Annotated in this window: 19 protein-coding genes; 11 read left to right on the plus strand and 8 right to left on the minus strand. The window is 61.1% G+C overall.

All coding sequences use genetic code 11. The features are described 5' to 3' along the window. Positions 1-6: 6 nt before the first annotated feature. The 4 genes from AB4Y85_RS15605 to AB4Y85_RS15620 form a co-directional block, all read right to left on the minus strand. Entirely contained in the window at positions 7-378 is a 372-nt protein-coding gene (locus AB4Y85_RS15605) for a response regulator (RefSeq protein ID WP_441985832.1), read from the minus strand. After that, positions 375-4,034, minus strand: coding sequence for a PAS-domain containing protein (locus AB4Y85_RS15610; RefSeq protein WP_441985833.1), 3,660 nt, complete (start codon positions 4,032-4,034; stop codon positions 375-377). The genes AB4Y85_RS15605 and AB4Y85_RS15610 overlap by 4 nt, the downstream gene beginning before the upstream one ends. Further along, a complete protein-coding gene (locus tag AB4Y85_RS15615; protein ID WP_441985834.1) occupies positions 4,031-5,044 on the minus strand; it encodes an ABC transporter substrate-binding protein in 1,014 nt (337 codons plus the stop codon). Before AB4Y85_RS15615 ends, AB4Y85_RS15610 begins: the two co-directional genes overlap by 4 nt. Before the next feature lie 378 nt (positions 5,045-5,422). Beyond that, positions 5,423-6,115, minus strand: coding sequence for a Crp/Fnr family transcriptional regulator (locus tag AB4Y85_RS15620; RefSeq protein WP_441985835.1), 693 nt, complete (start codon positions 6,113-6,115; stop codon positions 5,423-5,425). 173 nt (positions 6,116-6,288) lie between these two features. On the opposite strand from AB4Y85_RS15620, the gene AB4Y85_RS15625 reads away from it, so the two are divergent. From AB4Y85_RS15625 to AB4Y85_RS15635, 3 genes are all read left to right on the plus strand, one after another. Continuing rightward, a complete protein-coding gene (locus AB4Y85_RS15625) occupies positions 6,289-6,534 on the plus strand; it encodes a DUF1127 domain-containing protein (protein WP_441985836.1) in 246 nt (81 codons plus the stop codon). A 44-nt stretch (positions 6,535-6,578) separates the two neighbouring features. Continuing rightward, entirely contained in the window at positions 6,579-7,217 is a 639-nt protein-coding gene (locus tag AB4Y85_RS15630; RefSeq protein ID WP_441985837.1) for a class I SAM-dependent methyltransferase, read from the plus strand. Between the two features lie 138 nt (positions 7,218-7,355). Next, on the plus strand, positions 7,356-8,987 hold the full coding sequence (locus AB4Y85_RS15635; RefSeq protein WP_441985910.1) for an alpha-D-glucose phosphate-specific phosphoglucomutase: 1,632 nt from the start codon (positions 7,356-7,358) through the stop codon (positions 8,985-8,987). Between the two features lie 7 nt (positions 8,988-8,994). On the opposite strand, the gene AB4Y85_RS15640 is transcribed toward AB4Y85_RS15635, so the two are convergent. Next, positions 8,995-9,408, minus strand: a complete 414-nt coding sequence (locus tag AB4Y85_RS15640) for a VOC family protein (protein ID WP_441985838.1) — start codon at positions 9,406-9,408, stop codon at positions 8,995-8,997. Between the two features lie 361 nt (positions 9,409-9,769). Here AB4Y85_RS15640 and AB4Y85_RS15645 point away from each other — a divergent pair, with 361 nt between their 5' ends. After that, the gene (locus AB4Y85_RS15645; protein ID WP_441985839.1) at positions 9,770-10,141 is read left to right on the plus strand and encodes a hypothetical protein; all 372 of its coding nucleotides are present in this window, start codon (positions 9,770-9,772) and stop codon (positions 10,139-10,141) included. A gap of 64 nt (positions 10,142-10,205) precedes the next feature. On the opposite strand, the gene AB4Y85_RS15650 is transcribed toward AB4Y85_RS15645, so the two are convergent. Beyond that, entirely contained in the window at positions 10,206-11,270 is a 1,065-nt protein-coding gene (locus tag AB4Y85_RS15650) for a LacI family DNA-binding transcriptional regulator (RefSeq protein WP_441985840.1), read from the minus strand. 264 nt (positions 11,271-11,534) lie between these two features. On the opposite strand from AB4Y85_RS15650, the gene AB4Y85_RS15655 reads away from it, so the two are divergent. From AB4Y85_RS15655 to AB4Y85_RS15685, 7 genes are all read left to right on the plus strand, one after another. Further along, positions 11,535-13,055, plus strand: a complete 1,521-nt coding sequence (locus AB4Y85_RS15655) for a sugar ABC transporter ATP-binding protein (RefSeq protein ID WP_441985841.1) — start codon at positions 11,535-11,537, stop codon at positions 13,053-13,055. Then, positions 13,052-14,050, plus strand: coding sequence for an ABC transporter permease (locus tag AB4Y85_RS15660; protein WP_441985842.1), 999 nt, complete (start codon positions 13,052-13,054; stop codon positions 14,048-14,050). Before AB4Y85_RS15655 ends, AB4Y85_RS15660 begins: the two co-directional genes overlap by 4 nt. Before the next feature lie 67 nt (positions 14,051-14,117). Beyond that, on the plus strand, positions 14,118-15,068 hold the full coding sequence (locus tag AB4Y85_RS15665) for a substrate-binding domain-containing protein (protein ID WP_441985843.1): 951 nt from the start codon (positions 14,118-14,120) through the stop codon (positions 15,066-15,068). Between the two features lie 134 nt (positions 15,069-15,202). Further along, a complete protein-coding gene (locus tag AB4Y85_RS15670; protein ID WP_441985844.1) occupies positions 15,203-16,264 on the plus strand; it encodes a sugar phosphate isomerase/epimerase family protein in 1,062 nt (353 codons plus the stop codon). Between the two features lie 13 nt (positions 16,265-16,277). Next, positions 16,278-17,453: a Gfo/Idh/MocA family protein gene (locus tag AB4Y85_RS15675; protein ID WP_441985845.1), complete on the plus strand. Its 1,176-nt coding sequence runs from the start codon at positions 16,278-16,280 to the stop codon at positions 17,451-17,453. 137 nt (positions 17,454-17,590) lie between these two features. Beyond that, positions 17,591-18,001 carry a Fur family transcriptional regulator gene (locus AB4Y85_RS15680; protein WP_441985846.1) on the plus strand — a complete coding sequence of 137 codons (411 nt, stop codon included), beginning with the start codon at positions 17,591-17,593 and terminating at the stop codon, positions 17,999-18,001. A gap of 199 nt (positions 18,002-18,200) precedes the next feature. Next, complete coding sequence (locus AB4Y85_RS15685; RefSeq protein WP_441985847.1) at positions 18,201-18,653, plus strand: Fur family transcriptional regulator; 453 nt, start codon at positions 18,201-18,203, stop codon at positions 18,651-18,653. 103 nt (positions 18,654-18,756) lie between these two features. Here AB4Y85_RS15685 and AB4Y85_RS15690 read toward each other — a convergent pair whose 3' ends face one another. Together AB4Y85_RS15690 and AB4Y85_RS15695 are read right to left on the minus strand one after the other, a co-directional pair. After that, a complete protein-coding gene (locus tag AB4Y85_RS15690) occupies positions 18,757-21,837 on the minus strand; it encodes an efflux RND transporter permease subunit (RefSeq protein ID WP_441985848.1) in 3,081 nt (1,026 codons plus the stop codon). A gap of 10 nt (positions 21,838-21,847) precedes the next feature. Then, on the minus strand, positions 21,848-22,981 hold the full coding sequence (locus AB4Y85_RS15695) for an efflux RND transporter periplasmic adaptor subunit (RefSeq protein WP_441985849.1): 1,134 nt from the start codon (positions 22,979-22,981) through the stop codon (positions 21,848-21,850). Between the last annotated feature and the right edge of the window lie 131 nt (positions 22,982-23,112).

A 23,112-nucleotide genomic window follows, 5' to 3' on the forward strand; every position in this document is an offset into this window, starting at 1 on the left:
AGAAACTCAAGCCTCCAACAAATCGCGCACGGTGGCGAGGAGCTGGCGCGGGCTGAACGGCTTGGCAACATATCCATCACACCCTGCCGCCCGCGCCTTCTCCTTGTCTTCGGACAAGGCATAGGATGTCACCGCGATGATCGGGATGGGCTGCAGCTTCGCGTCGGACTTGATGCGGCGGATCGCTTCATATCCGTTCATGATTGGCAGTTGGATATCCATCAGGATCAAGTCGGGATGATGTTTGGACGCTGCTTCCACTGCCGCCTCCCCATCATGGGCCTCGACGATGTCAAAGCCGGCATTGGTCAGAAGATCGCGCAAGATCTGCCGATTATCTTCCGTATCCTCCACGATCAGGATGCGCTTGAGACTCATGCCGCCTCCGTCGCGGAACCGATGTCGAGGGGAAGGTCGATGATGAAGGTCGATCCCATGCCGACAATCGAACGGACCATGATCGTTCCGCCATGGAGATCGACGATTCGCTTGGAAATGGCGAGGCCGAGGCCGGTGCCGTTATTGCCGTGGGCGACAGCATTCGCGCCCTGCTGGAAGGCTTCGAAGATCAACTCCTGATCCTTGGACGAGATACCGATGCCAGTATCGGTGATCTCGATCTGAAGCCTGCAATCGTTGAGCCTCGCAACGATTTCCACCGAGCCTTCATCGGTGAACTTGATAGCGTTCCCGACAAGGTTGACGAGAACCTGCGTCAGGCGCCGCTCGTCACCAAGGCCGCTAGGCAAGCCGTCTTCGATCGAGGTCTTCAGAGAGAGCCCCTTCGCTTTGGCGAGGGATTCTGTCGTGGAAACGACCGAATGAATCAGGCCGGCCACGGGATAGGATTCGGATGCCACCTTGAGTTCCCCGGCCTCGATCTTCGAGAGATCGAGGATGTCATTGATCAGCGAGAGCAGATGCCTTCCATTCACCTGCACGCGTGTCAGGACACCATGGGCCTTGTTGGGCAGCGAACCGTAGAGACCATCGATCAGCAGTTCCGTGTAGCCCAGAACCGCATTGAGCGGAGTGCGCAATTCATGGCTGACATTAGCGAGGAACCGAGATTTTGCTTGGCTCGCATCCTCCGCGTGCTCCTTGGCCAGCCGTAAAACTTCGTCGCGTGCATGCCGCTCGGTGATGTCGCGAACGACGCAGATGAGACCGCCATTGCCGATCAAAGTCAGTGAGACGTCCTGCGGGAAAGTGGATCCATCACGCTTGAGGCCGACGGCTTCGCCACTCCACCGCCCGGTCCTGTACACCTGCGGAATGGCATCCGTTTCAAGGCGCTCCCGCTCGCTATCGGCATAGAGATTGCGCCAGCTCTTGCCTTTGAGTTCGGAAGGATCGTCATAGCCGAAGATTTTGACGTGAGCCGCGTTCATATACTGATATGTCGAATCCGGATCGAGGATTGCCATGCCGTCCATGGCCGATTCCATTGCCGCGAGATGGCGGCCGAGAACCTCTTCGAAGCGCTTGATCTCCGTGATGTCGAAATAGGTCAACATCCGCCCGCCATCGGGAAGGCCGATGCAGCGGTACTGGATGATCCGGCCGTTCTTCAGCCGCATCTCGCGCGGCTCGATATTCCCTTCGCGGATCTCTGCTAGACGCCCGGCTTTGTAAATCTCCCACTCGTCCTCGGACACGTCGTAGGCGCCGATAATCCTGCTTTCTTCCATATCCTCGTCGAGCGAGCGGATCCGATTGTAGAAATCGTCGGGGATCTGCCAGATCTCGCGATAGGCCCGATTGGCGAGGCGAACCTTGAAATCCGGGTCAAGGAACAGGATACCATACTGAATCGTCTCCAAGACTGCATTGAGGTCGCGAAGGGCTGATTCCGTTTCGCGCTTGGCCTGCCGCAACTGTTCTTCGCGCTGCTTCAGATCGGAGATGTCGTTGAACGAGAAGAGCAGCGACGGCGTCGAGCCGTAATCGGCCACCGAAGCATTCACCAAGGCCCAGAAGCGCTCACCGTTCGGGCGCTGCAACAGAACCTCAATGTCACGGACGCGGCCTTCCTGAGAAAGCCATTCGAGAATTCTGTCCCGATCATTTGGATTGGCATAATAATTCGGCGCCAACGTTCCTTGCATGTCCTCCTGGCCCACTCCGATAGTGTCGGCACTGCGAGCATTTGCGTAAAGAATGCGTCCCTCGTCGCGGCTCGTCACAACGAGCGGGAAGGGAGCGAGTTCAAGAAGTCGGCGTTGGCGCTGCTCGGCCGCGGCAAGAGCTTCGAGCGCATGCTTCTGCTCGCTGATATCCACATAGGTCAGCATCCGGCCGCCATCGGGAAGCGAGACGCAATGGTATCGAAGGATGCGGCCCTTCGGCGCCGGAATCTCGACGCTTGCCTGCTCGCAGCAACTGATACCGCTCAGAGCCCGTTCGAGCGCGTCCTCTTCGAAGACCTGGCCGACATCCATCACCCGGCAGTGATGGACCATGAGCTCCCGGATCGGCGTTCCTTTGGTCACCAGGGAATCCGGCACCTCCCATAATTCCTTATAGGCCCGGTTGGCCAATCGAACCTTGAGTTCAGCGCTCAGGAATAGGATGCCGTAATCTATCGTATCGAGGAGGGCATTCAGTTCGCGGTGCCGCGCCAACTCCTTCTCGGTCCGCTCGCGCTCCGACAATTCATATTCCAACTGCTCATTGAGCCTGGCAAGACTCTCCCCTCTCTCGTTGAGAGCGGTTTCGCGGGCATCGATCTGCCGTGCCATGGTGGTGAAGGCCTCGGCAAGTTCACCGATCTCATCCTTGCGCTGGAGGTCGAGGTGGGTCTTGAAATGCCCCTCCGCGACGGAGCCGGTGGCGCGCACCAGCTGGCGCAGCGGCACTGCAATCTGGCTTCTGAGAGTCGAGCTGAGGATCAGGATCTCCAGAATCAGCGCGACTGCGCCCATCGCGAAGATCAACCGCGCCGTCTGCCAGGCGCTCTGTGATGCGAGCGCTAACGGGTAGATGGTCGCCAGAGTCCATTGCGGCCCGCTCAAACGTGTGATGGCAACGATCTCGTTGAAATCCTGATTGCGGACAACGCTCTGTTCGGGCGAGCGGTTGAGAACGAGCTGATGAATCTTCTCCAGATGCGCGTCGCCCGTCTCCGAAACAGGCAGAGAGCCGCTGCGCGCCTGGATGGCATCCATGAATTGCGGATGGGCGATGATCCGGCCTTCTTCCGAGAAGAGGACATTGTATGTGCCTCCAAGCTCCGCGCTGGCGGCACGCCCGATCAGGTCATGCACCAGGATGTCCTGCCCGATCTGCAGAAGCTGGCGATTGTCGGCGGCGGCCGGTCGCGTCACCGAGACGAGCCAGTCCTTGATGCCGTAATCGAAATAGAGTCCTGACCAGCGCTCCTGGGATGGCGTCTGCATATTGCCGGTGACGACGATCTCATCTTTCTTGTCTGAGAGGAGGTTGAGCTTTCCGGCAATCTCCCAATCGTCAGCGCGCAGAGCCCAGGGCTGGCCCGGCCAGTACATGATGACAGCGCCCTCCGGCGTGATGACGTAGAGATTGGCGAATTGGCTCTGCCAGGCCGGGCCGAATTGCGTGATGAGATCGAAGGCTGCGATCAGGCGGCGCTTCAGGTCGCGATCCGCCGTGACATGCTTTCCGATGAAGCCGGTCACGCCGTAAGTCCGATAAACATCTTCCGTCAGTCTCAAGGTACCGTCGGGCCGCCTCTCGAAGAGGCTCGCAAACCGCTGCTCGGCGCTTTGGGGGTCGAGCTGGCTCAACTCCCGGACAAAGGCATCCGAGAAGGTTCGGACATTGCTGCTGGCCAGGTTGAAGATGGCGCTTTCGCGAACCCGCCTCTGCTCCACATATCTGTTCAGGCTCTCAACAGCCTGCTCCTCGAAACCGGAACGCACATGCCAGTAGCTCAGGATCGTTGCGATAGCGACGACGAGACTGATCCGGACGGCAATCGTCCGCAGCGTCTTGAGCGTAATGGAGCGCCTGCGCCTGCCATCCTTTGCGGGCCTCTTGTTCTTGAACATCGTCATGGAACGGCTCTGGCGAGTGGCGGCGCCTGCTTGATGCCGAGCGTTCTTGCGATCCGCGCGTTGAAGAACAGTTCCCCATCCCGATTGTAGGACAGCGGAATGGCGCTCGGTTCCACACCGTCGAGAATGCGCAGTGCTGCCAAAGCCGCCCAACGCCCCTGCTCCTCAGGACTCTTGACGACGCCCACGAGACTGACGGCTGTCAGCCATTCGAAATCGGTTCCCGTCGGAATCGCCGTCTTGTCCTCCGCAAGGCGCTTGGCTGGCTCGAGATCCCAATCCCGCAGCGCCCCGACGCCGAAGATCATGAGCATGTCGACCTCGTGCTGCGCCCGCGCGAACGCCTCGCTCCATTCGGCATATGACTTGACGAAATACGTCTTCTCATAGGTGATGCCGAACAGCCGCTCGTGATACGAGAGTTCCTTGCGCTTCACTTCCGTGTCCTCGGACAGGAACCCGATCCTGGAGCCATGGGCATAGCGGCGAAGAAGCTGCACGATCTGGGGGATGGGAGACACCTCCACCATGCCTGTGGTGTTCCGGTAAGGCAGGCCATAGGCCCCCGCATCCCAATTCAGGCCGCAGAAGACCACGGGCATGTCGGCATCGTGGAGATAGGGCATGACGAAGAATTGCGCGGCTGGATCGTCGCTCACCGTCACGACGTCGGGCTTGAAAGACTCGACCTGCCGCATGGCCTCAAAAGCCGAGGCTTTTATTTCTTCCTCGGATGAGCGCCGCTTCGTATCCATGTGAAAGACACGGACCTCCACGCCTCGGTTATGAAGCGTCCAGCGCAAGGCTTCCACGATGCGGTCGTTCCATTCGTTTCCTTTGTGATACGAGTCGATATGGAGGACCCTGCGTGATGCCTGCTCCGCTTGGAGCGGGCTGGGCATGGCGAGGAGCGCGCCCGCCAAGATCAAGGCACACTTCAATCCACGGATCAGGCTATGAATCTCCACATGCCGAATCCGTCCGAGCGCAGCTGTAAAACGTTGTGACATGGCTGTGATCCATTGTTCAAACGTTCGGCTGCCATGGCGGGAGGCTTTCGTACTCAAGACGCCCCGGACTTATGCCTTGCTCGTGAGTTTTTCTTCAAAGACCATAGTATGCCCGGTTGCATGTCGCTCTCGACTATTTCGAGAGACGCCATCTCTTAGGAGGTAGCTATGCAACTGTGTTCAAGCTTACGCTGATCTCTCACGACGCGGCCCGGCGGCCGTTTCCGAGTTCGTGTATTCGCCCCGTCGTCCAAGGCATCAATGTTGTTTCATCCACCGCTCGATCGTCGCAACTGACGGTAAAGAGCCATGGTCTTCCTCCGCTTCGGAGCCGTGGACACCTTGATGCCGAATGAGCGGCAAGTTCTGTGATTTGGGTCACATCGCGCTGCCGTCAGGTTCTCCATTCACGGATATGCCGAGACCTGCGGGTTGAAGCAGGCGGATGCAGTTCCGGCTGAGTTCGACTACACCCTCCCGCCGCCAGGTTTGAAGCTGGCGGTTGACGCTCTCACGGGTGGCTCCCACGAAAACGGCAAGCTCCTCCTGGCTGACATGGATCTCCGCTCCGTAATCCTCACTGAGGGCAACGAGGCGATGGGCGAGGCGCGTCTGCAGGGGCATGAGCGCTCGCTCCTCCATCTGCGCGCTCATCCAGCGGATACGCTCGCAGAGAAACTCGATGATGCGCACGGCCACCTTCGGCTGCTTGGCAAGAAGCTCGATGAAATCCCTGCGATGGATCATGTAGAGATCCGTCGACTCGACGGCGACGGCGTCGGCCGTTCTTGGCCGGCCATCGAGAAGCGCAACCTCGCCGAACACGTCGCCGGACCCGAGCAGGTTGAGCGTTAAGCGGCGGCCCGAGGCGCTTCCCGTGGCGATGCGTATCTGCCCGCGCCGGATGGCGTAAAGCGCATCGCCCGCATCCCCTTTCAAGAAGAGAGTTTCTTCCCGTTCCAGATGTCGCGGCACACAGAGGACGGCGATCGCGTCGATGGCCTCCTGACCAAGCCCTCCGAAAAAGGGATTGGCCGCCAGCAGCAGCGCCATGTTGCGCGGATCGGCCATCAAAAACCCTCCCTCATCGCCACCAGACAGCCTGTGTGACCGGCATCACGGACGGCCAAGCCAAACCCGCGCATCGTCATCTACGGCGATGAGAAGGGGAACACCCGATCCCGTCGCCCCGGACCGACCCTCGGCCCGTCTATTCTAGCAGTTCATGCGCATGGAGGCATGTCATGACATATGCAACAGGATCACTGCATGGCCCAGGGCACTCGGGCTATGCCTGGATCGCTCCCGCAGCTTTCACCAGCGCCGGCAAGGCTGGTCGGTACTTCGTCTCGCTGATGAAGCACTCGGCTGCACGCGAGAGAGCCCGCAAGGAACTGGCGCAACTCGATGTGCGCATGCTGCAGGACATCGGGCTCGAACCTTTCGAAGTCTATTACGGCTGGCGCGGCGTTCCCCGTTCGGGCCACTGACCGTCGCCACGATTCAATCGCCGCAATCAACCCTGGAGACCATCGTGGGCATCTACTCTCGCTATATCGGCCCGAAGATCGTGAGCTGTCTCTGCTCGATGGAAGATATCTCAGCAGAGCGGGAGCGGATCGTGCCGCTGGCGAGCGGCATCGTTCTCGAAATCGGAATCGGCCCCGGCTTGAACCTCCCGTTCTACAACCCCGAACTAGTGACGAAGGTCATCGGGGTCGATCCGAATGCGGCCTTCCTTTCGCTCGGTGAAGAGCGGTGCGAGGCGAGCCTTGTTCCGCTGGAAGTCATTCGAGCCCCGGCGGAGGCGCTTCCCCTGGAGGATGACTCGGTCGATACCGCCGTCGTCACCTACACGCTCTGCTCCGTCGACGATCCGTTACAGGTGCTCAAGGAGATCCGGCGCGTTCTCAAGCCCGAGGGCCGGATGCTGTTTCTCGAGCATGGCCTCTCGCCGGAACCCGATGTGGCAAGATGGCAATTTCGCCTGAACCCGATCTGGCGCTCACTCGCCGTAGGATGCAACCTCACCCGCCCTGTCGCGGAGCTTCTGCGCCAGGCGGGCTTCACCTTCCAGAACCTCGACGAATACTATCTCGACGGCGCCCCGCGCACTATCGGCTTCCATTGCCGGGGCATCGCACAAGCCAAGGCTTTTGTTGACGCAACGTAGCGTCCCCTCCTCGCTGCAGCAGAGTTACCAATCTTCATCTTGCCTTCATCCTGGCAGTGGCATCTCATGACCGGAGCCCTAGAATGGCCCGTCAGACGTTTCCCGTCGCAAAGCCTAGCCAAGGAAGTACAGACCCAGATGGTGACGACCCGCGTTACGACCACACCTTTTTCCGATCAGCGCCCCGGCACGTCCGGCCTGCGAAAGAAGGTCACCGTCTTTCAGCAGCCTCGCTATGTCGAGAATTTCATCCAGTCGATCTTCGACAACGTCGAGAACCGCGACGGCTCGACCCTCGTGATCGGCGGTGACGGGCGCTATTTCAATGAAGCAGTGGTTCAGACAGCCTTGAAGATGGCGGCAGCCAACGGCTTCGGTCGCATCCTGGTCGGCCAGAAGGGCCTTCTCTCCACGCCGGCCGCCTCCTGCGTCATCCGCAAATACAAGGCCATCGGCGGCCTGGTCCTGTCCGCGAGCCATAACCCCGGCGGGCCGGACGGCGATTTCGGCATCAAGTTCAACATGTCCCATGGCGGCCCTGCGCCGGAATCCTTCACGGAGGCCGTGTTCAAGCGCGCGAGCACTATCGCCGAATACAACATCAGTGATGCGCCGGATGTGGACCTCGGCAAGATCGGTGAGACGAAGATCGGCAGCACCATCGTCGAGGTGATCGACCCCGTCGCCGATTATGTCGAGCTGATGGAGACGCTGGTCGATTTCGGCAAGATCGCCGAACTGTTCCGCTCCGGCTTCCGCATGCGCTTCGATGCGCTCAGCGCGATTACGGGTCCCTACGCAAAAGCCATTCTCGAAGACCGTCTCGGCGCGCCCAAGGGCACCGTAGTGAATGGCGAACCCTTGCCCGATTTCGGCGGCCACCATCCCGATCCGAATCCGGTTCATGCCCATGAGCTGATGGAGCTGATGCTTGGACCCGACGCGCCAGATTTCGGCGCAGCCTCGGATGGTGACGGCGACCGCAACATGATCGTGGCGCCGGGCCTGTTCGTCACCCCGAGCGACAGCCTCGCGATTCTCACGAGCCATGCCCATCTGGCGCCGGGCTATTCCAAGGGCCTCGCGGGCGTTGCCCGCTCCATGCCGACAAGCCGCGCCGCCGACCGCGTGGCCGCCAAACTCGGCATCAACGCCTTCGAGACGCCGACCGGCTGGAAGTTCTTCGCCAACCTTCTCGATGCGGGATTGATCACGATCTGCGGCGAGGAAAGCGCGGGCACCGGCTCCGCCCATATCCGCGAGAAGGATGGCCTTTGGGCGGTGCTGCTGTGGCTCAACATTCTCGCTGTTCTGAAGAAGCCGGCGGACGAGATCGTGCGCGAGCATTGGGCAACCTTCGGACGCGATTACTATACCCGCCACGATTACGAAGAGCTCGACACGGCGGCTGCCAACGAATTGATGGACGCTTTACGCGCCAAGCTCGCCAGCCTTCCGGGCCAGCGCGTCAGCGGGCTGACGGTGCAGGCCTGCGATGACTTTGCCTATAAGGATCCGGTCGATGGATCGGTAACGCCAAAGCAGGGTATCCGCATCCTCTTTGCCGAGGATGCCCGCGCCGTTTTCCGCCTCTCGGGCACCGGCACCTCGGGCGCGACCCTGCGCGTCTATCTCGAACGGTTTGAGCCCGACACGGAGCGGCACAATCTGCCCACCGCCGAGGCGCTGGCCGACATTGCTGATGCGGCCAACACCATTGCGGAGATCGCGGCCCGCACGGGACGCAGCGAGCCGAGCGTCGTTACCTGACTTATCCTCAATAGGTCTGCCAAAGGCCGGGCGTCGCCAATTCAAGGAGATGCCCGTCCGGATCCCTGAAATACAGGCTCGTCCCGCCGCGCTGCCAGGTGGTCCGGCCCTCGATGGCAATGCCGGATTTCTCGAGCTTCTCCTCCCAGGCCTGAAGCTCATCCGCCGAAATCGCGAAGGCAATGTGCAAAGGGCCTTGCCCGTCATGGGGCGGTATCGTCCCACCCGAGATCGTCATGGTCTGCGCCGAGGCGCCCCGTTGGAACAGCAGCAGGATGTTGCGCCCGCCCACATCGAAAGCGCACATGCGGTTGTCCGCCCGAAGCAGACCGAGACCCATCCGGTCTTCGTAGAACGCCTTCGCACGAGCGAGATCATCTACATAAAGGGCGGCTTCCAGGACGGCGTTCAACGTCGGCATTCCTCACCTCTGCACCATTGTTGCATCAATTTTGATCAAGCCCTGAGCGCTACCTCCAAGAAACGTTGCAACCGAGCCATTCCTATGAGGTCAAAAAATGGGCAGCCATGCTGACCTTTTAATCTTGTAGAATGTTTGGGCAATCCTTATTTCTTGCAGTGCAGCACGGCGATTAGCGTCGCAGTGTTGCTGCCCTTCTTGGGCGTTTCCTCCCTAAACTTCGGGCCGCTGGCAACAGCGGCCTTTTTTCTTGTCTGCCTTCCTTGCGCACTTGCGAAATGGATTGGAGGGCCCTGGGCCTCCCAGGAACTACGCACGATCCAGACGGTTTCCTCCAGCAGTGGAGCCTGGGAGAGTTGCGATGTCCACCCGTTCAGACCGTCGAGACATTCCGCCGGCCTACACGATCGAACCGGTCACCCCGCCCCCCATGGCCATGGGATCGACCTCAGCCCAGTTGAAGGGCGATATCGACAGCGGACGCACGGGTGACAAGAACGAGGCGCTCGATCCCGGCCTGTCCCCATTAGGGACGGATGATGAGGCCGCCGGCTTCCCGCCGAAGCCTGAGCAGGTCGATCTCGCCCGCCACCAGGAGAACTCGGTTCGCTGGCGGGATGGGGCCGAAAAGGACAGTTACGCCCATCAGAATTCCAGCAAGGCGCTTTATGCCTATGTCGGCTTCATCGGCCTCGTGCTGATCCTATTCGTCGGCGCCTTCAGCATGTTCTAATGCATCGCGGAGGGCCGCGTCAGCGAAAAGCGGTTCCGGTTTTTTGCTTAAACGATGCGCTGCTTTACTTGGGCGGCGCGATGCTGTCGCGGATCACGAGCTCCGTATCGAGTCTAACCCGCATGGACGAAGGCTTGCCCTGCAAGAGATCGATGAGCATGGACGCGGCCGCCTGGCCCAGCTCACGCCGCGGTTGGTGGATAGTGGTCAGGGCAGGTTCTGCAACAGCTGCGAATTCGATATCGTCGAACCCTGCCACCGAGATATCCTCCGGCACCTTCAGTCCTGACGACAGCAGGGTTCGCATGAGCCCGATAGCCATTTCATCGCTGGTGCAGAAGACGGCGCTCGGACGCTTTGTTCGCGCCACCAAGTCCTGTCCCGCCGCGACCCCTGCCGTGATGGTGTAATCGCCGGGAATGACGAGGCCGGGATCGAAGGCAAGCCCTGCGGCCTCCAGCCCCTCGCGATATCCTTCGTAGCGCTCACGCTCCAGCACGTTGCCGGCAGGACCGCTTACATAAGCAATGCTGCGATGGCCAAGCGACGCGAGATGCCGCGTCATCCGCGAGGCGGCGACCCGGTTGTCGATCTCGATCTGCGGAATATCTGCGGAGGGGATGGCCTCACACAGCGCCACCATCGGAATGCCGACCCGCGCCGGCGCCCCCTCGCCTTCGCGGCTTTGGCCGAAGAGATGGCCATTGAGAAGAATGGCTCCATCGACTCGCCCGGCTGCGGTGAAGGCAGCGAAATGCGCCTCTTTCGCCGGTGAGCCGTCGAGATCGCTGATGATCATGCCGTAGCCGGCTTCGAACAGCGTCTCCTCGATTCCGCGCAGGATCTTCGAGAAGAAGGTGTTGGCCAGATCTGGCAGGACCACGAGCACCATATAGGTCTTCTGCGACCGCAAGGACCGCGCGGCGGGATTGGGCACATAGCCCGTCTTGGCAATGGCTTCGAGCACGCGCGCGCGCGCTTCCGGAGAGACACGCTCCGGCGTGGCAAGCGCACGGCTCACGGTGGCCGTCGAGACATCGGCGAGTTTCGCCACATCCTGAATCCGGGCAGCACGGATGGTGCTTGAACCATCTTTTGCAAAGCCGTCAGCGTGCCCGCTCTCGTCCATGTGACCTCCCCCTACGATGGTTCTGTTTGACAGAAGCCGCCGTTGCGGTAAAGTTTTTCATGTAATCGATTACATAGGGGCATTGCCAAGGAATGGAATCCCCCTAGATCGTTCACTCAAGTCCCGCCAGAGGACGACGTGACAAGCCGGAGGAAAGATATGCCAGCGCCCGTTCTGCTCTGCTGACCTGACACATCTCGAGTATTCCGAATGACCGCTTGCGCAGTCCCGCAAGCGAATGATGCCGCTTATCCGGAGCCCTGCATGGATTCTGTCCTGCGCGCAGAAAACATCTCAAAGTCGTTTGGGCCTATCGAGGTCCTGAGCGGCATTTCGCTGGATCTGAAACCCGGCGAGGTTCATGCCGTCATCGGTGAGAACGGCGCGGGCAAGTCGACGTTGATGCGCATTCTCTCGGGCCATCTTCCGCCTACGAAAGGCGGCCTGCATTTGAACGGACAGGCGATCACCTTCACCGGCCCCGTGGATGCGGAGAGCCACGGTATCGTCCTGGTGCATCAGGAAATCCTGCTCGCCGAAGACCTGACGGTCGCGCAGAACGTGTTTCTCGGCCGGGAGATCCGCCGCTACGGTTTCGTCGATGACAAGACCATGCGTGAGCGCACCCGTGCGATCCTCACCGAGCTCGGCACACGCATCGATCCGGACCGTGAGGTGCGCACCCTCTCCATTGCCGCCCGGCAGCTCGTGCAAATCGCCCGAGCGCTTCTCGTGCCGCACAAAGTGGTGGCCTTCGACGAGCCGACCGCCGTGCTCACGCCCATCGAAGCCGAGAGCCTGTTCGACATCATCCGCAAGCTGCGCGCGCAGGGCGTCGCCGTTCTTTATATCTCTCACCGCCTGAACGAAGTGAAGGCGGTGGCCGACCGTGTGACTGTGCTGCGCGACGGTCGCCACATCGTGACCCGCGACATCGAGGGCCTCGAGCCGCTTGAGATGGCGAAGCTCATGGTGGGCCGCGACATGTCCAAGCTCTATCCGGACAAGCCGGAGACGGCGTCCGACCAGACGATTCTGTCCGTCCGCGACATGGCCGTGCCCGGCTATGTGGAGAACGCGTCCTTCACCTTGAAGCGCGGCGAGATCCTTGGCTTCGGCGGCCTCATCGGCGCGGGCCGCACAGAGCTGTTCGAGGGCCTCGTCGGTCTTCGCTCCCATCAGGGCTCGATCACTCTCGACGGCAAGCAGGTTCAATTCCGCGATGCGCGTGAAGCCATGGCGGCGGGAATCGTCTATCTCTCCGAAGACCGGAAGGGCAAAGGCCTGCTTCTTCAGCAAAACTTGAGGGTCAACCTGTCCCTCGCCGCGCTCGAAAAGTTCACGCGCGGCTCCTTTATCGATGTTGGTGCCGAAGAGCGGGCGCTCGACAAGGCGATCCAGGATTTCGATATTCGCGCCAGGCGCCGCGACCTTCTCGCCGGTCAGCTCTCCGGCGGCAACCAGCAGAAGCTGCTTCTCGCCAAGATGATGCTGGCCGAGCCGCGCATCATCATCATCGACGAGCCGACACGCGGCGTCGATATCGGCACCAAGGAACAGATCTACCGCTTCATCGCGCAGCTCGCCGAAGAAGGTCTTTCCGTCATCGTCATATCCTCCGAGATGCAGGAGCTGATCGGCCTGTGCCACCGCGTGATCGTGATGCGCAACGGGCGCGTCGCGGGCGAGGTCGCGCAAGCGAACCTGTCGGAAGATTCGATCGTCTATCTCGCCACCGGCGTTCACGAAGAAAGGGCGGCGGAAATCGCCGCAGGCCATGCATGACCGAAACCGTGCTTCGCAGCAGCGCTGAAAAGCGCAAGTTCAACATCGACATGCGGGCGCTCTCGCCCTTCATCGCGCTGATCGTTCTGATCATCGCGGGCGCGCTCATCAATCCCGATTTCCTGACTGCCTCGAATCTGCTGAACGTGGTCACGCGCTCGGCCTTCATCGCCATCATCGCGGTGGGCGCGACCTTCGTGATCGCGGGCGGAGGGCTCGATCTCTCCGTCGGCTCCATGGCCGCGTTGACGGCGGGCATCATGATCCTGACCCTCAACAATCTCGGTGGCGGAGATATGAGCACCCTGGCGCTCGGCATGCTGGCGGCCATTGCGGTGAGCGCGGCCTGCGGCCTGGCGAACGGACTGATCGTCACGTTCGGGCGGATCGAGCCCTTCATCGTGACGCTCGGCACCATGGGCATCTACCGCTCGCTGGTCATCTGGCTCGCTGCCGGTGGCACGATCACCATGCGCAACTTCGACCTGCGCGAGATGTATCGCCCGGTTTATTTCGGCAACGTCTTCGGCATTCCCTACCCGATCATCGCGTTCCTCGTGGTCGCGGCCATCGGCGCGCTGATCCTCTATCGCACCTCCTTCGGCCGCCACGTGGTGGCGCTTGGCTCCAACGAGGATGTGGCCCGCTATTCCGGCGTTCCGATCTGGCGCGTGCGCACGCTCACCTACATCATCCAGGGCATCTGCGTCGGCATCGCCGTGCTGGTCTATGTACCGCGCCTCGGCTCCGCCACGCCGACCACGGGCCTGTTGTGGGAATTGCAGGCCATCACCGCCGTCGTGATCGGCGGCACGGCCCTTAAGGGTGGCATCGGCCGCATCTGGGGCACCGTCATCGGTGCGGTGATCCTCGAACTCGTCGCGAATATCATGGTGCTGTCGAACTTCGTCTCCGAGTTCCTCGTGGGCGCGGTCCAGGGTGCCATCATCATTGTCGCCATGCTCGTGCAGCGGTCAGTTCACCGCGGGCGATGAAACCGGCAGGAGCCCGCCGGACAAAGGATAAGGGCTCCGCAGCAACAACCCTCCAGGGAGGAATGAGATGAAAGCAACAGCACTCAAGATCGCACTTGCAGCAGGCCTCATGGCCGGCGTCGCCACGGGAGCGATGGCACAACAGAAAAACGTGACGATCGGTGTGTCCATTCCGGCCGCCACCCATGGCTGGACCGGCGGCGTGGTCTATCACGCGCAGGAAACCGCCAAGGCTCTCGAGAAGGGCTATCCGGGCCTCAAGGTGATCGTGAAGACCTCGCCGGACGGCGCGTCGCAGGCTAATGCCCTCGACGACCTCACCTCGCAGAAGGTCGACGCCCTCGTGGTTCTACCCTTCAATTCCGACGAACTGACGAACCCCATGCGCGAGATCAAGAAGCGCGGCACCTTCGTCACCATCGTGGACCGCGGCCTGAAGGATCCTTCGATCCAGGACATCTATGTGGCCGGCAACAATCCTGAATTCGGCCGCGTCGCAGGCAAGTACTTCGTCGACAATCTCAAGCAGGGCAATGTCGTCGTCTTCCGCGGCATTCCCACCGTGATCGACGAAGAGCGCGTGTCGAACTTCGAGAAGGCGCTCGAAGGCTCTGGCGTGAAGGTGATCGACAAGCAATATGCCAACTGGAACCGCGACGACGCCTTCAAGGTGATGCAGGATTACCTCGCCAAGCATCCGAAGATCGATGCCGTGTGGGCGTCCGACGACGACATGGCGCTCGGCATCATGGAAGCGATCCGTCAGGCCAAGCGCGAGGACATCAAGTTCGTTCTCGGCGGCGCCGGCATGAAGGACATGATCAAGAAGGTTATGGACGGCGACAAGATGATCCCGGCGGACGTGTCCTATCCGCCGTCGATGATCTCGACCGCCATGGGCGTCACCGCAGCGCATTTCTACGGCAATGCGCCGATGCGCGGCACCTACGTGCTCAACGCCGAGCTGATCACGAAGGACAACGCGAAGAATCACTACTTCCCCAACTCGCCGTTCTGATCGGCGCTTCCATAAACCTCGCCTCTGACGATCAGGGGCGAGGCAATGGCAAGCTGCTCAACCGGATTTGCGGGCAGCTTCCCTTTGCCTGACGACACCTTTTCCCCTGTACCCCGCACCTTGGGAGTTCATCCATGAAGACCATGAAGGGTCCCGGCCTCTTTCTCGCGCAATTCGCGGGCGACGAAGCGCCGTTCAGCTCGCTCGATTCCATCTGCCGATGGGCGGCGTCCCTCGGCTACAAGGGTGTACAGATTCCCACCTGGGATGCGCGCCTCTTCGATCTGAAGAAGGCTGCGGAATCGGTCGCCTATTGCGACGAGGTTCAGGGGATTGTGCGCTCCCACAGTCTTGAGATCACGGAGCTGTCCACGCACTTGCAAGGCCAGCTCGTGGCCGTGCATCCGGCCTTCGACGAGGCCTTTGATGGCTTTGCCGCTCCCGAAGTGCGCGGCAATCCGAAGGCCCGGCAGGAATGGGCCGTGGATCAGATGATTGCGGCGGCCAAAGCCTCCAAACGCCTTGGCCTGAAGGCGAGCGTCACCTTCTCCGGTGCGCTCGCTTGGCCCTTCGTCTATCCCTGGCCGCAGCGCCCCGCCGGCCTCGTCGAGACCGCCTTCGAGGAACTGGGCCGTCGCTGGAAGTCCATCCTCGATGCTTACGAGGATGCAGGCTGCGACGTCTGTTACGAGATCCACCCGGGTGAGGACATTCACGACGGCGCCACCTTCGAACGTTTTGTCGATGCTGTCGGCGGCCATGCCCGCGCCTGCATCAATTACGACCCCAGCCATTTCCTGCTGCAGCAGCTCGACTACATCGCCTTCATCGATCTCTACCATGAGCGCATCAAGGCGTTTCATGCCAAGGACGCGGAGTTCAATCCGTCGGGGCGCGTCGGCGTCTATGGCGGCTACGAGAGCTGGATCAACCGCGCGGGCCGCTTCCGCTCGCTCGGCGATGGGCAGGTGGATTTCAATGCCATCTTCTCGAAGCTTGCGCAGTACGATTACGATTCCTGGGCCGTGCTGGAATGGGAATGCGCGCTCAAGCATCCAGAAGACGGCGCGCGCGAGGGTGCAGAGTTCATCAAGGCGCACATCATCCGCGTGACAGAAAAAGCCTTCGACGATTTCGCGGCAGGCGGAACGGATGAATCCGCCAACCGGCGGATGCTCGGCATCGGCGCGAAATAAAGGGGAGAACGCCATGGCCATTTCCGGATCGCCGGATCAGAAGCTCAACCGCCGCCTGCGCCTCGGAATGGTCGGCGGCGGCCGCGGCGCGTTCATCGGCGCGGTGCACCGCATTGCGGCGCGGCTCGACGACCGATGGGAGCTGGTGGCGGGCGCTCTCTCCTCCGATCCGGAGCGCGGGCGGCTCTCCGGCGAGGACCTTCTTCTGAAACCGGACCGGATCTATGGCGACTTCAACGAGATGGCGCGCCGTGAGCGGCGGCTGAAGGACGGCATCGATGCGGTCGCCATCGTGACGCCCAACCATGCCCATGCGGCGGCGGCGCGCGCTTTCCTCAAAGCCGGCATTCACGTCATCTGCGACAAGCCCCTCACCACGACGCGGCGCGAGGCTGACCAGCTTGCGAAGCTCGCGAAAGATTCCGGCCTCATCTTCGCGGTCACGCACAATTACACCGGCTATCCCCTCGTGCGGCAGGCCCGTGCCATGGTGCAGGCGGGTGAGCTCGGGCGCATCCGCGTCGTGCAGGTGGAATACGCGCAGGACTGGCTCGCCACCCGCGTGGAGGAGACCGGCAGCAAGCAGGCCGAATGGCGCACCGACCCCGCACGCTCAGGCCCGGCGGGCGCGGTGGGCGATATCGGCACGCATGCCTTCAATCTCGCGGAGTTCATCGCAGGCGATGAGGTTGCCTCGCTCTCGGCCGAGTTGCACACCTTCGTGGAAGGCCGCCGGCTCGACGACAATGCCCATATTATGATGCGCTTCAATTCCGGCGCACGCGGCATGCTCTGGTGCAGCCAGATCGCGTCCGGCCTGGAGAACAGCCTGCGCATCCGCATCTATGGCGACAAGGCCGGGCTCGAATGGCAGCAGGAGAACCCGAACGTGCTGCTGTTCTCGCCCCTGGGCGAGCCGCCGCGACTCATCCGCCGCAACGGCTACGGAGCCGACGACATCTCCCGCGCCGCCTCGCGTATCCCCGGCGGTCATCCGGAAGGTTACCTGGAAGGGTTTGCGCAGCTTTATACGGATGTGGCGGAGCTGGTTACGGCCCGCATCGAGAACCGTGAGCCTAATCCCTTCGCGCTTCAGGTGCCGACAGTGGACCATGGTGTGCGCGGCGTGCGCTTCATCGAGGCCGCCGTGCGGTCATCCCAGCGCAAGGCGGCGTGGGTGGACCTCTAGCGCATCGGACGGATCCCAAAAGTGCGAACCCACTTTTGGGGCCGGTGCTTGGGGCATTTTGTCGGAATCTCTTGAAATCGTCTCGGCAATCATGACGTATAGGCTACATTCTATCCAGCCGGATCACGATTTCACGCATGGCGCCGACGCCCCACCACCATCATGCCCTCGATGAGCTGAACGAGACGCAGAAGCGGGTTCACCGCATCCTGACGGCCGCGCAGAATCCGCTCTCGGCCTATGAGGTGCTGGACAAGATGCGCGGTAAAGGAGCCGTGACCCCGCCGACGGTGTATCGCTCCCTCGATAAACTGATCGAGAAAGGGCTCGCCCATCGGCTGGAGAGCCTCAACGCCTATGTCGCGTGCAAGCATCCTCACCACCACGACATGGCCGCTTTCGCCATCTGCGAGAATTGCGGCTTGGTCACCGAGTTCTGCGATGAGCAGATCAATGACCGACTCGCTCAGTGGAGCGATGGTCACGCCTTCCACCCAAAGAAGGTTACCATAGAGATTCGCGGCCTCTGCGATACTTGCGCAGAGTGATGTTATATCCTGGAACCTAAGCCGGAGTTGTACGTTACTATAAAACGTAACGGTTGTTTTCCGAGTTTCTCTGCTTAGATGCCAGCTTCCGTTTCGTTATCTGCATAATTGCAAGCATTTATAGCAATGATAGCACATTGTGCGGTTCCAAATTTACCTATATGAATATGTAGGTTTTGAAATAACAGGAGCGAGGACCATGAGCACACGAGCCCTCAGGAAAGAAGAGGAGGATAACCTCCTCCGCCGGGCGGACGATCTGTGCCGCCAGAACAACCTTCGGCTGACGCCGATCCGCGAGCGCGTTTATCGCGAGCTGGTCCAGAGCGGCGGTCCGGTCGGCGCCTATGACCTCGTTGATCGCCTCAGCAGCGACAAAAAGCGTCTGGCCCCGGTCACGATTTATCGTGCGCTCGACTTCCTGCGGGATGCAGGCCTCGTGCACCGTCTGGCCACCCAGAACTCTTATGTGGTGTCCCACGGCCAGCCTGAAGTGAATGCCATGAAGATCATGTTCGTGGATTCCAAGACGGGCGAGACCATCGAGGTGCATTCGACGGAGGTGGCCGAAGCGGTCCGCAAGGCCGCCGAGCAGGCCGGCTTCAAGTCGATCTCGCCCTTCATGGAAGTCGAAGGCGAGATGACCCGCTAAGCTTCCAAAAGCTGAAGTTCATAGAAAAGGGCCGGAGCGAATCGCTCCGGCCCTTTTCGTTTGTCCTGGAACTAAGGCCGGCTTTCACCGGCCTCAGATCTTATTACTCTGCCGCCAGGGCCCGGTGATGGGCCTGCTGGTCCTCGGCCTTGCTTCGGACCGTCTCCTTCGAAATGAAGGTGTAGAACATCGGCACCACGAAGAGCGTGAAGATCGTGCCGATGGACATGCCCGAGGCGATCACGAGGCCCATGGAGAAGCGGGCCGCGGCACCTGCACCTGAAGCATAGAGCAGCGGCGCAACGCCGAGCACCATGGCCGCCGTGGTCATGAGGATCGGGCGGAGACGCACACGGGCGGCTTCCTCGATGGCCTCACGCTTGCTGGTGCCGTGCTTCTCTTTCAGATCGTTGGCGAATTCCACCATCAGAATGCCGTGCTTCGTGATCAGTCCCACAAGGGTGATCAAGCCCACCTGCGTGTAGATGTTGAGCGTCGCCAGGCCGAGATTGAGGAAGATCATCGCACCGAACATGGAGAGCGGCACCGACATCATGATGATGAACGGATCGCGGAAGCTCTCGAACTGCGCCGCCAGCACCAGATAGATCACGATGATGGCGAGACCGAAGGCGAGGAAGATCGAATTTCCTTCCTGGATTTCGAGACGCGACTGGCCGGCATAATCCTCATAGAAGCCCTGGGGCATGACCCGTTGTGCGATCTCGCGCAGGGTCGCCAGACCTTCCGAGGTGGTGACGCCCGGCAACGGAAGCGCTCCGACCGTTGCCGAGTTGAGCTGGTTGAACTGCTCGATCACGGCAGGCGCGGCATCCGTCTTGATGCTGACGAGCGCGGAGAGCGGCACCATCGAACCATCCGAGGCGCGCACATAGTACTCGGCCAGACGTTCCGGATTCAGACGATCCTCCTGGCGCACCTGGCTGACCACGTCGTAGCTGCGGCTGTCCCGGTCGAACTTCGAGATCGACGCACCGCCGACGAGCGCACCCAGCGTGTTGCCAATCTCGGAGACCTTGACGCCGAGCGCGGCGGCACGATCGCGATCGATGATGATGCGCGCACGCGGAGTCTCGTAGGAGATCGAATTCTGCACCACGATGAACTTGCCGGACTTCATCGCCTCCTTGCGGATCTGCTCGGCAACCTCATAGGCCTGGGACGAATCGCCGATAGTACGCAGCACGAACTGGATCGGCAGGCCGTCACCGCCGCCAGGCAATGAGGGAGGCGCGAAGGTGAAGGCCTGGACACCGGCATTCTGATTCAGAAGATTCTGAATATCCTGCTTGGTGGCCTCGCCCTTCTTCTCGCGCTCGTTCCATTCCTTCAGCTTGAAGCCGAAGAAGCCGCCGCCGCCGCCATCGATGCCGATGATGAGGAAGCTGTCCTCGATCTCGGGGATCTTTTCGGCCGCGTTCGTGAACTGCTTGGAGAAGGCCTGGGTGTACTCGGCCGTCGCGTATTTCGGCACGTTGACGATGCCGAGATATGCACCCTGATCCTCTTCCGGCGCCAGTTCGGAACCGGTTTTCATGAAGAGGAAGACTGTCGTACCGAGCAGAACCGCGACGATCACAAGCGTCACGCCGCGATAATCGAGCGAGCCCTTGAGGCGCCGTGCATACCAGTTCTCCAACCGCGTGAAGGTGCGGTCGACGAAGGCGGCGAAGCGGCTCTGCGAGCCGTGCGGCTTCAGGAGCTTCGAGGACATCATCGGCGACAAGGTCACCGCGACGATACCTGAAATGACCACCGCGCCCGCCAGCGTGAACGCGAATTCGCGGAAGAGCGATCCGGTCAACCCTTGGGTAAAGCCGATGGGCGCATAGACCGCCGCGAGGGTAACCGTCATGGACACGATGGGAAGGAAGATCTCCTTCATGCCCACGATGGCCGCGTCCACAGGTTTGAGCCCCTCCTCGATATGCCGGTGGATGTTCTCTAGAACCACGATGGCGTCGTCCACCACGAGACCGATGGCCAGCACCATGGCGAGCAGCGTCAACAGGTTGATCGAGTAACCCAGCGCGTAAAGGAAGAAACACACGCCGATCAGCGAGAGCGGAATCGTGACGACCGGGATCAGCACCGAGCGGAAGGAGCCCAGGAAGAGCAGAATCACGATCACGACGATGAGTGCCGCTTCGCCGATGGTCTTGAACACCTCTTCGATGGAGGCCGAGATGAAGTTCGAGGCGTCGTACACGATCTCGACCGTCATGCCTTTCGGCAGCGTCGGACGAATCGAGTCGATGGCCCTCGTCACCTCGTCGGCAACGGTCAACGGGTTGGCGGAAGGCGTCGGCGTGATGCCGATGAAGGTGCCTTCGCTGCCGTTGAAGGCGACGATGGTGTCCGTGCTCTTGGGGCCTAGCTCCACATCCGCCACGTCCCGCAGGCGCACGACCTGATCGCCCTCGGAGCGGATCGGCAGCGCACCGAAGGTCTCCGGCGTCTGCAGCGTGGTCTGCATGTCGAGGGTGTAGGCGACATACGCGTTCTTCGTCTTGCCGGGAGCGGCAAGGAAGTTGTTGGCATTGATCGCCTGCACCACATCGCCCGCCGTCACGCCACGGGCGGCAAGCCGCACGGGGTCGATCCAGACACGCATGGCGAAGTCGCGGCCGCCGAGGATTTCGGCATTGCCGACGCCTTCGAGCGTTGCGAAGCGCGGCTGCACGACACGAGTCAGGAATTCCGAGACCTGCTCGGAGTTCATCTCCGTCGAGCCGAAAGTGATGTACATGAGGGCAAAGCTCTGGCCCGTACCCTTCATGATCACCGGGTCTTCGGCTTCCTGCGGCAGCTGCGCGCGGATCTGCTGCACCTTGGCGGTCACTTCGGTGAGCGCGGCGTTCGGGTCCGTATTCAGGCGCATGCGCACGGAGACCGTGCTCACGCCCTGACGGCTCTGCGTCGTCACGTAATCGACGCCTTCCGCGGATGAGACGGATTTCGCGATGGGCGTGCTGATGAAGCCCTGAATCAAATCCGCGCTGGCACCCACATAGGCTGTGGTCACCGTGATCGTGGTTTCCTTGACCTCAGGATACTGACGCACCTGAAGGCTCATCAGACCCTGCGCACCGAGCAACAGGATCAGAAGGCTCACCACCATCGACAGGACGGGGCGGCGAATAAATAGTTCCGTGAAACTCATGGCGTTTTGCCTATTGCCCGTTCGCCAGCTTGGCCGCGTCGAGCTTGGTCACATCAATGGAATTGTCGATCTTGACGGCCGCGCCGGCCTGCAGCTTGTTCTGCCCCGAAGCGACGACCTGCTGGTCGGCCTGGATGCCGGAGAGGACTTCAAGAGATCCCCCACGACGGCGGCCGGTCTTCACGAAGACCTGACGCGCAACGTCAACCTGCTTGCCCGCCCGTTCTTCCTTCTCGATCGTATAGACGTAGTCGCCGTAGAGGCTGGTGATAACCGCCGTCTGTGGCACGGTGATGACGCCGGGCTCCTGCGGCAGGACCACTTCCACGTGGACGAACTGACCCGGCAGAAGCGCGCGGTCCTTGTTGTCCTCGATGAGAGCCTGCACGGAGACGAGGCGGGTCTTGGGGTCGACGCGCGGGTCCTTACCGGTGATCTTTCCCTTGAAGGGAAGATCGGTCGCGTTCAAGCCCAGGCGCACTTCCTGGTCGAGCTTGACGTCATCCGCCATCTGCTCGGGCACCGTGAAATCGACCTTCATGGAATCGAGATTCTGGAAGCTCGCGATGACGGCGCCGGGCTGGAGATATTGGCCCACATCGACGCGCGGAATGCCGATCACGCCCGAGAAGGGAGCCTTGAGGGCCTTCTGCTCGATGGTCGCCTCCAGGCGGGCGAGACGCGAGCGCGCCGCCGCCAGCAGGGCGCTGGCCTGGTCGAGATTGGCTTCGGTGCCGTAGCCACGCGACGACAGGGACCGCGCACGCTCGAAGGCGCTCTCGGCTGTCTTCACGTTGGCCTGGACATCCTGAATGTCGGACCGCTCCACCGCATCGTCGAGCTGGACCAGCACATCGCCCTGACGGATGCTCTGATTGGACTTGAACTTGATCTCCTTGACGATGCCGGGAGTCTCGAAGGCAAGCTCCACGCCATTCGCCGCCCGGGCGGTGCCGATGGCGCTGATGCTCGGCGTCCAGGTTTTCGCCTCAACCTTGGCGGCAGACACCGTCTGCGGCGGCGGCTGCATGTTGGCGAAGAAGTCGGCAATCATCTTTTCTTTGAAGAAATTGAAGCCAACGAGCCCGGCACAGAGCAAAACCGCAAAAAGAAAAACGAGACTGACTACGATGCGCCGTTTCATGGGCTTCTTCCAGAAGTTATAGCCCGCGAGGCGGGCTGCAGACTTATACGATTAAGGGTGCGGCAATAGCGCGGCTTACCCTTGACGCCATTGCCGTGGCAGCATTTATATACCGACTGGACGGTTTAGTT

It is taken from the genome of Microvirga sp. 2YAF29, assembly GCF_052114605.1.
In the GTDB taxonomy this organism is placed as follows: Bacteria; Pseudomonadota; Alphaproteobacteria; order Rhizobiales; family Beijerinckiaceae; genus Microvirga.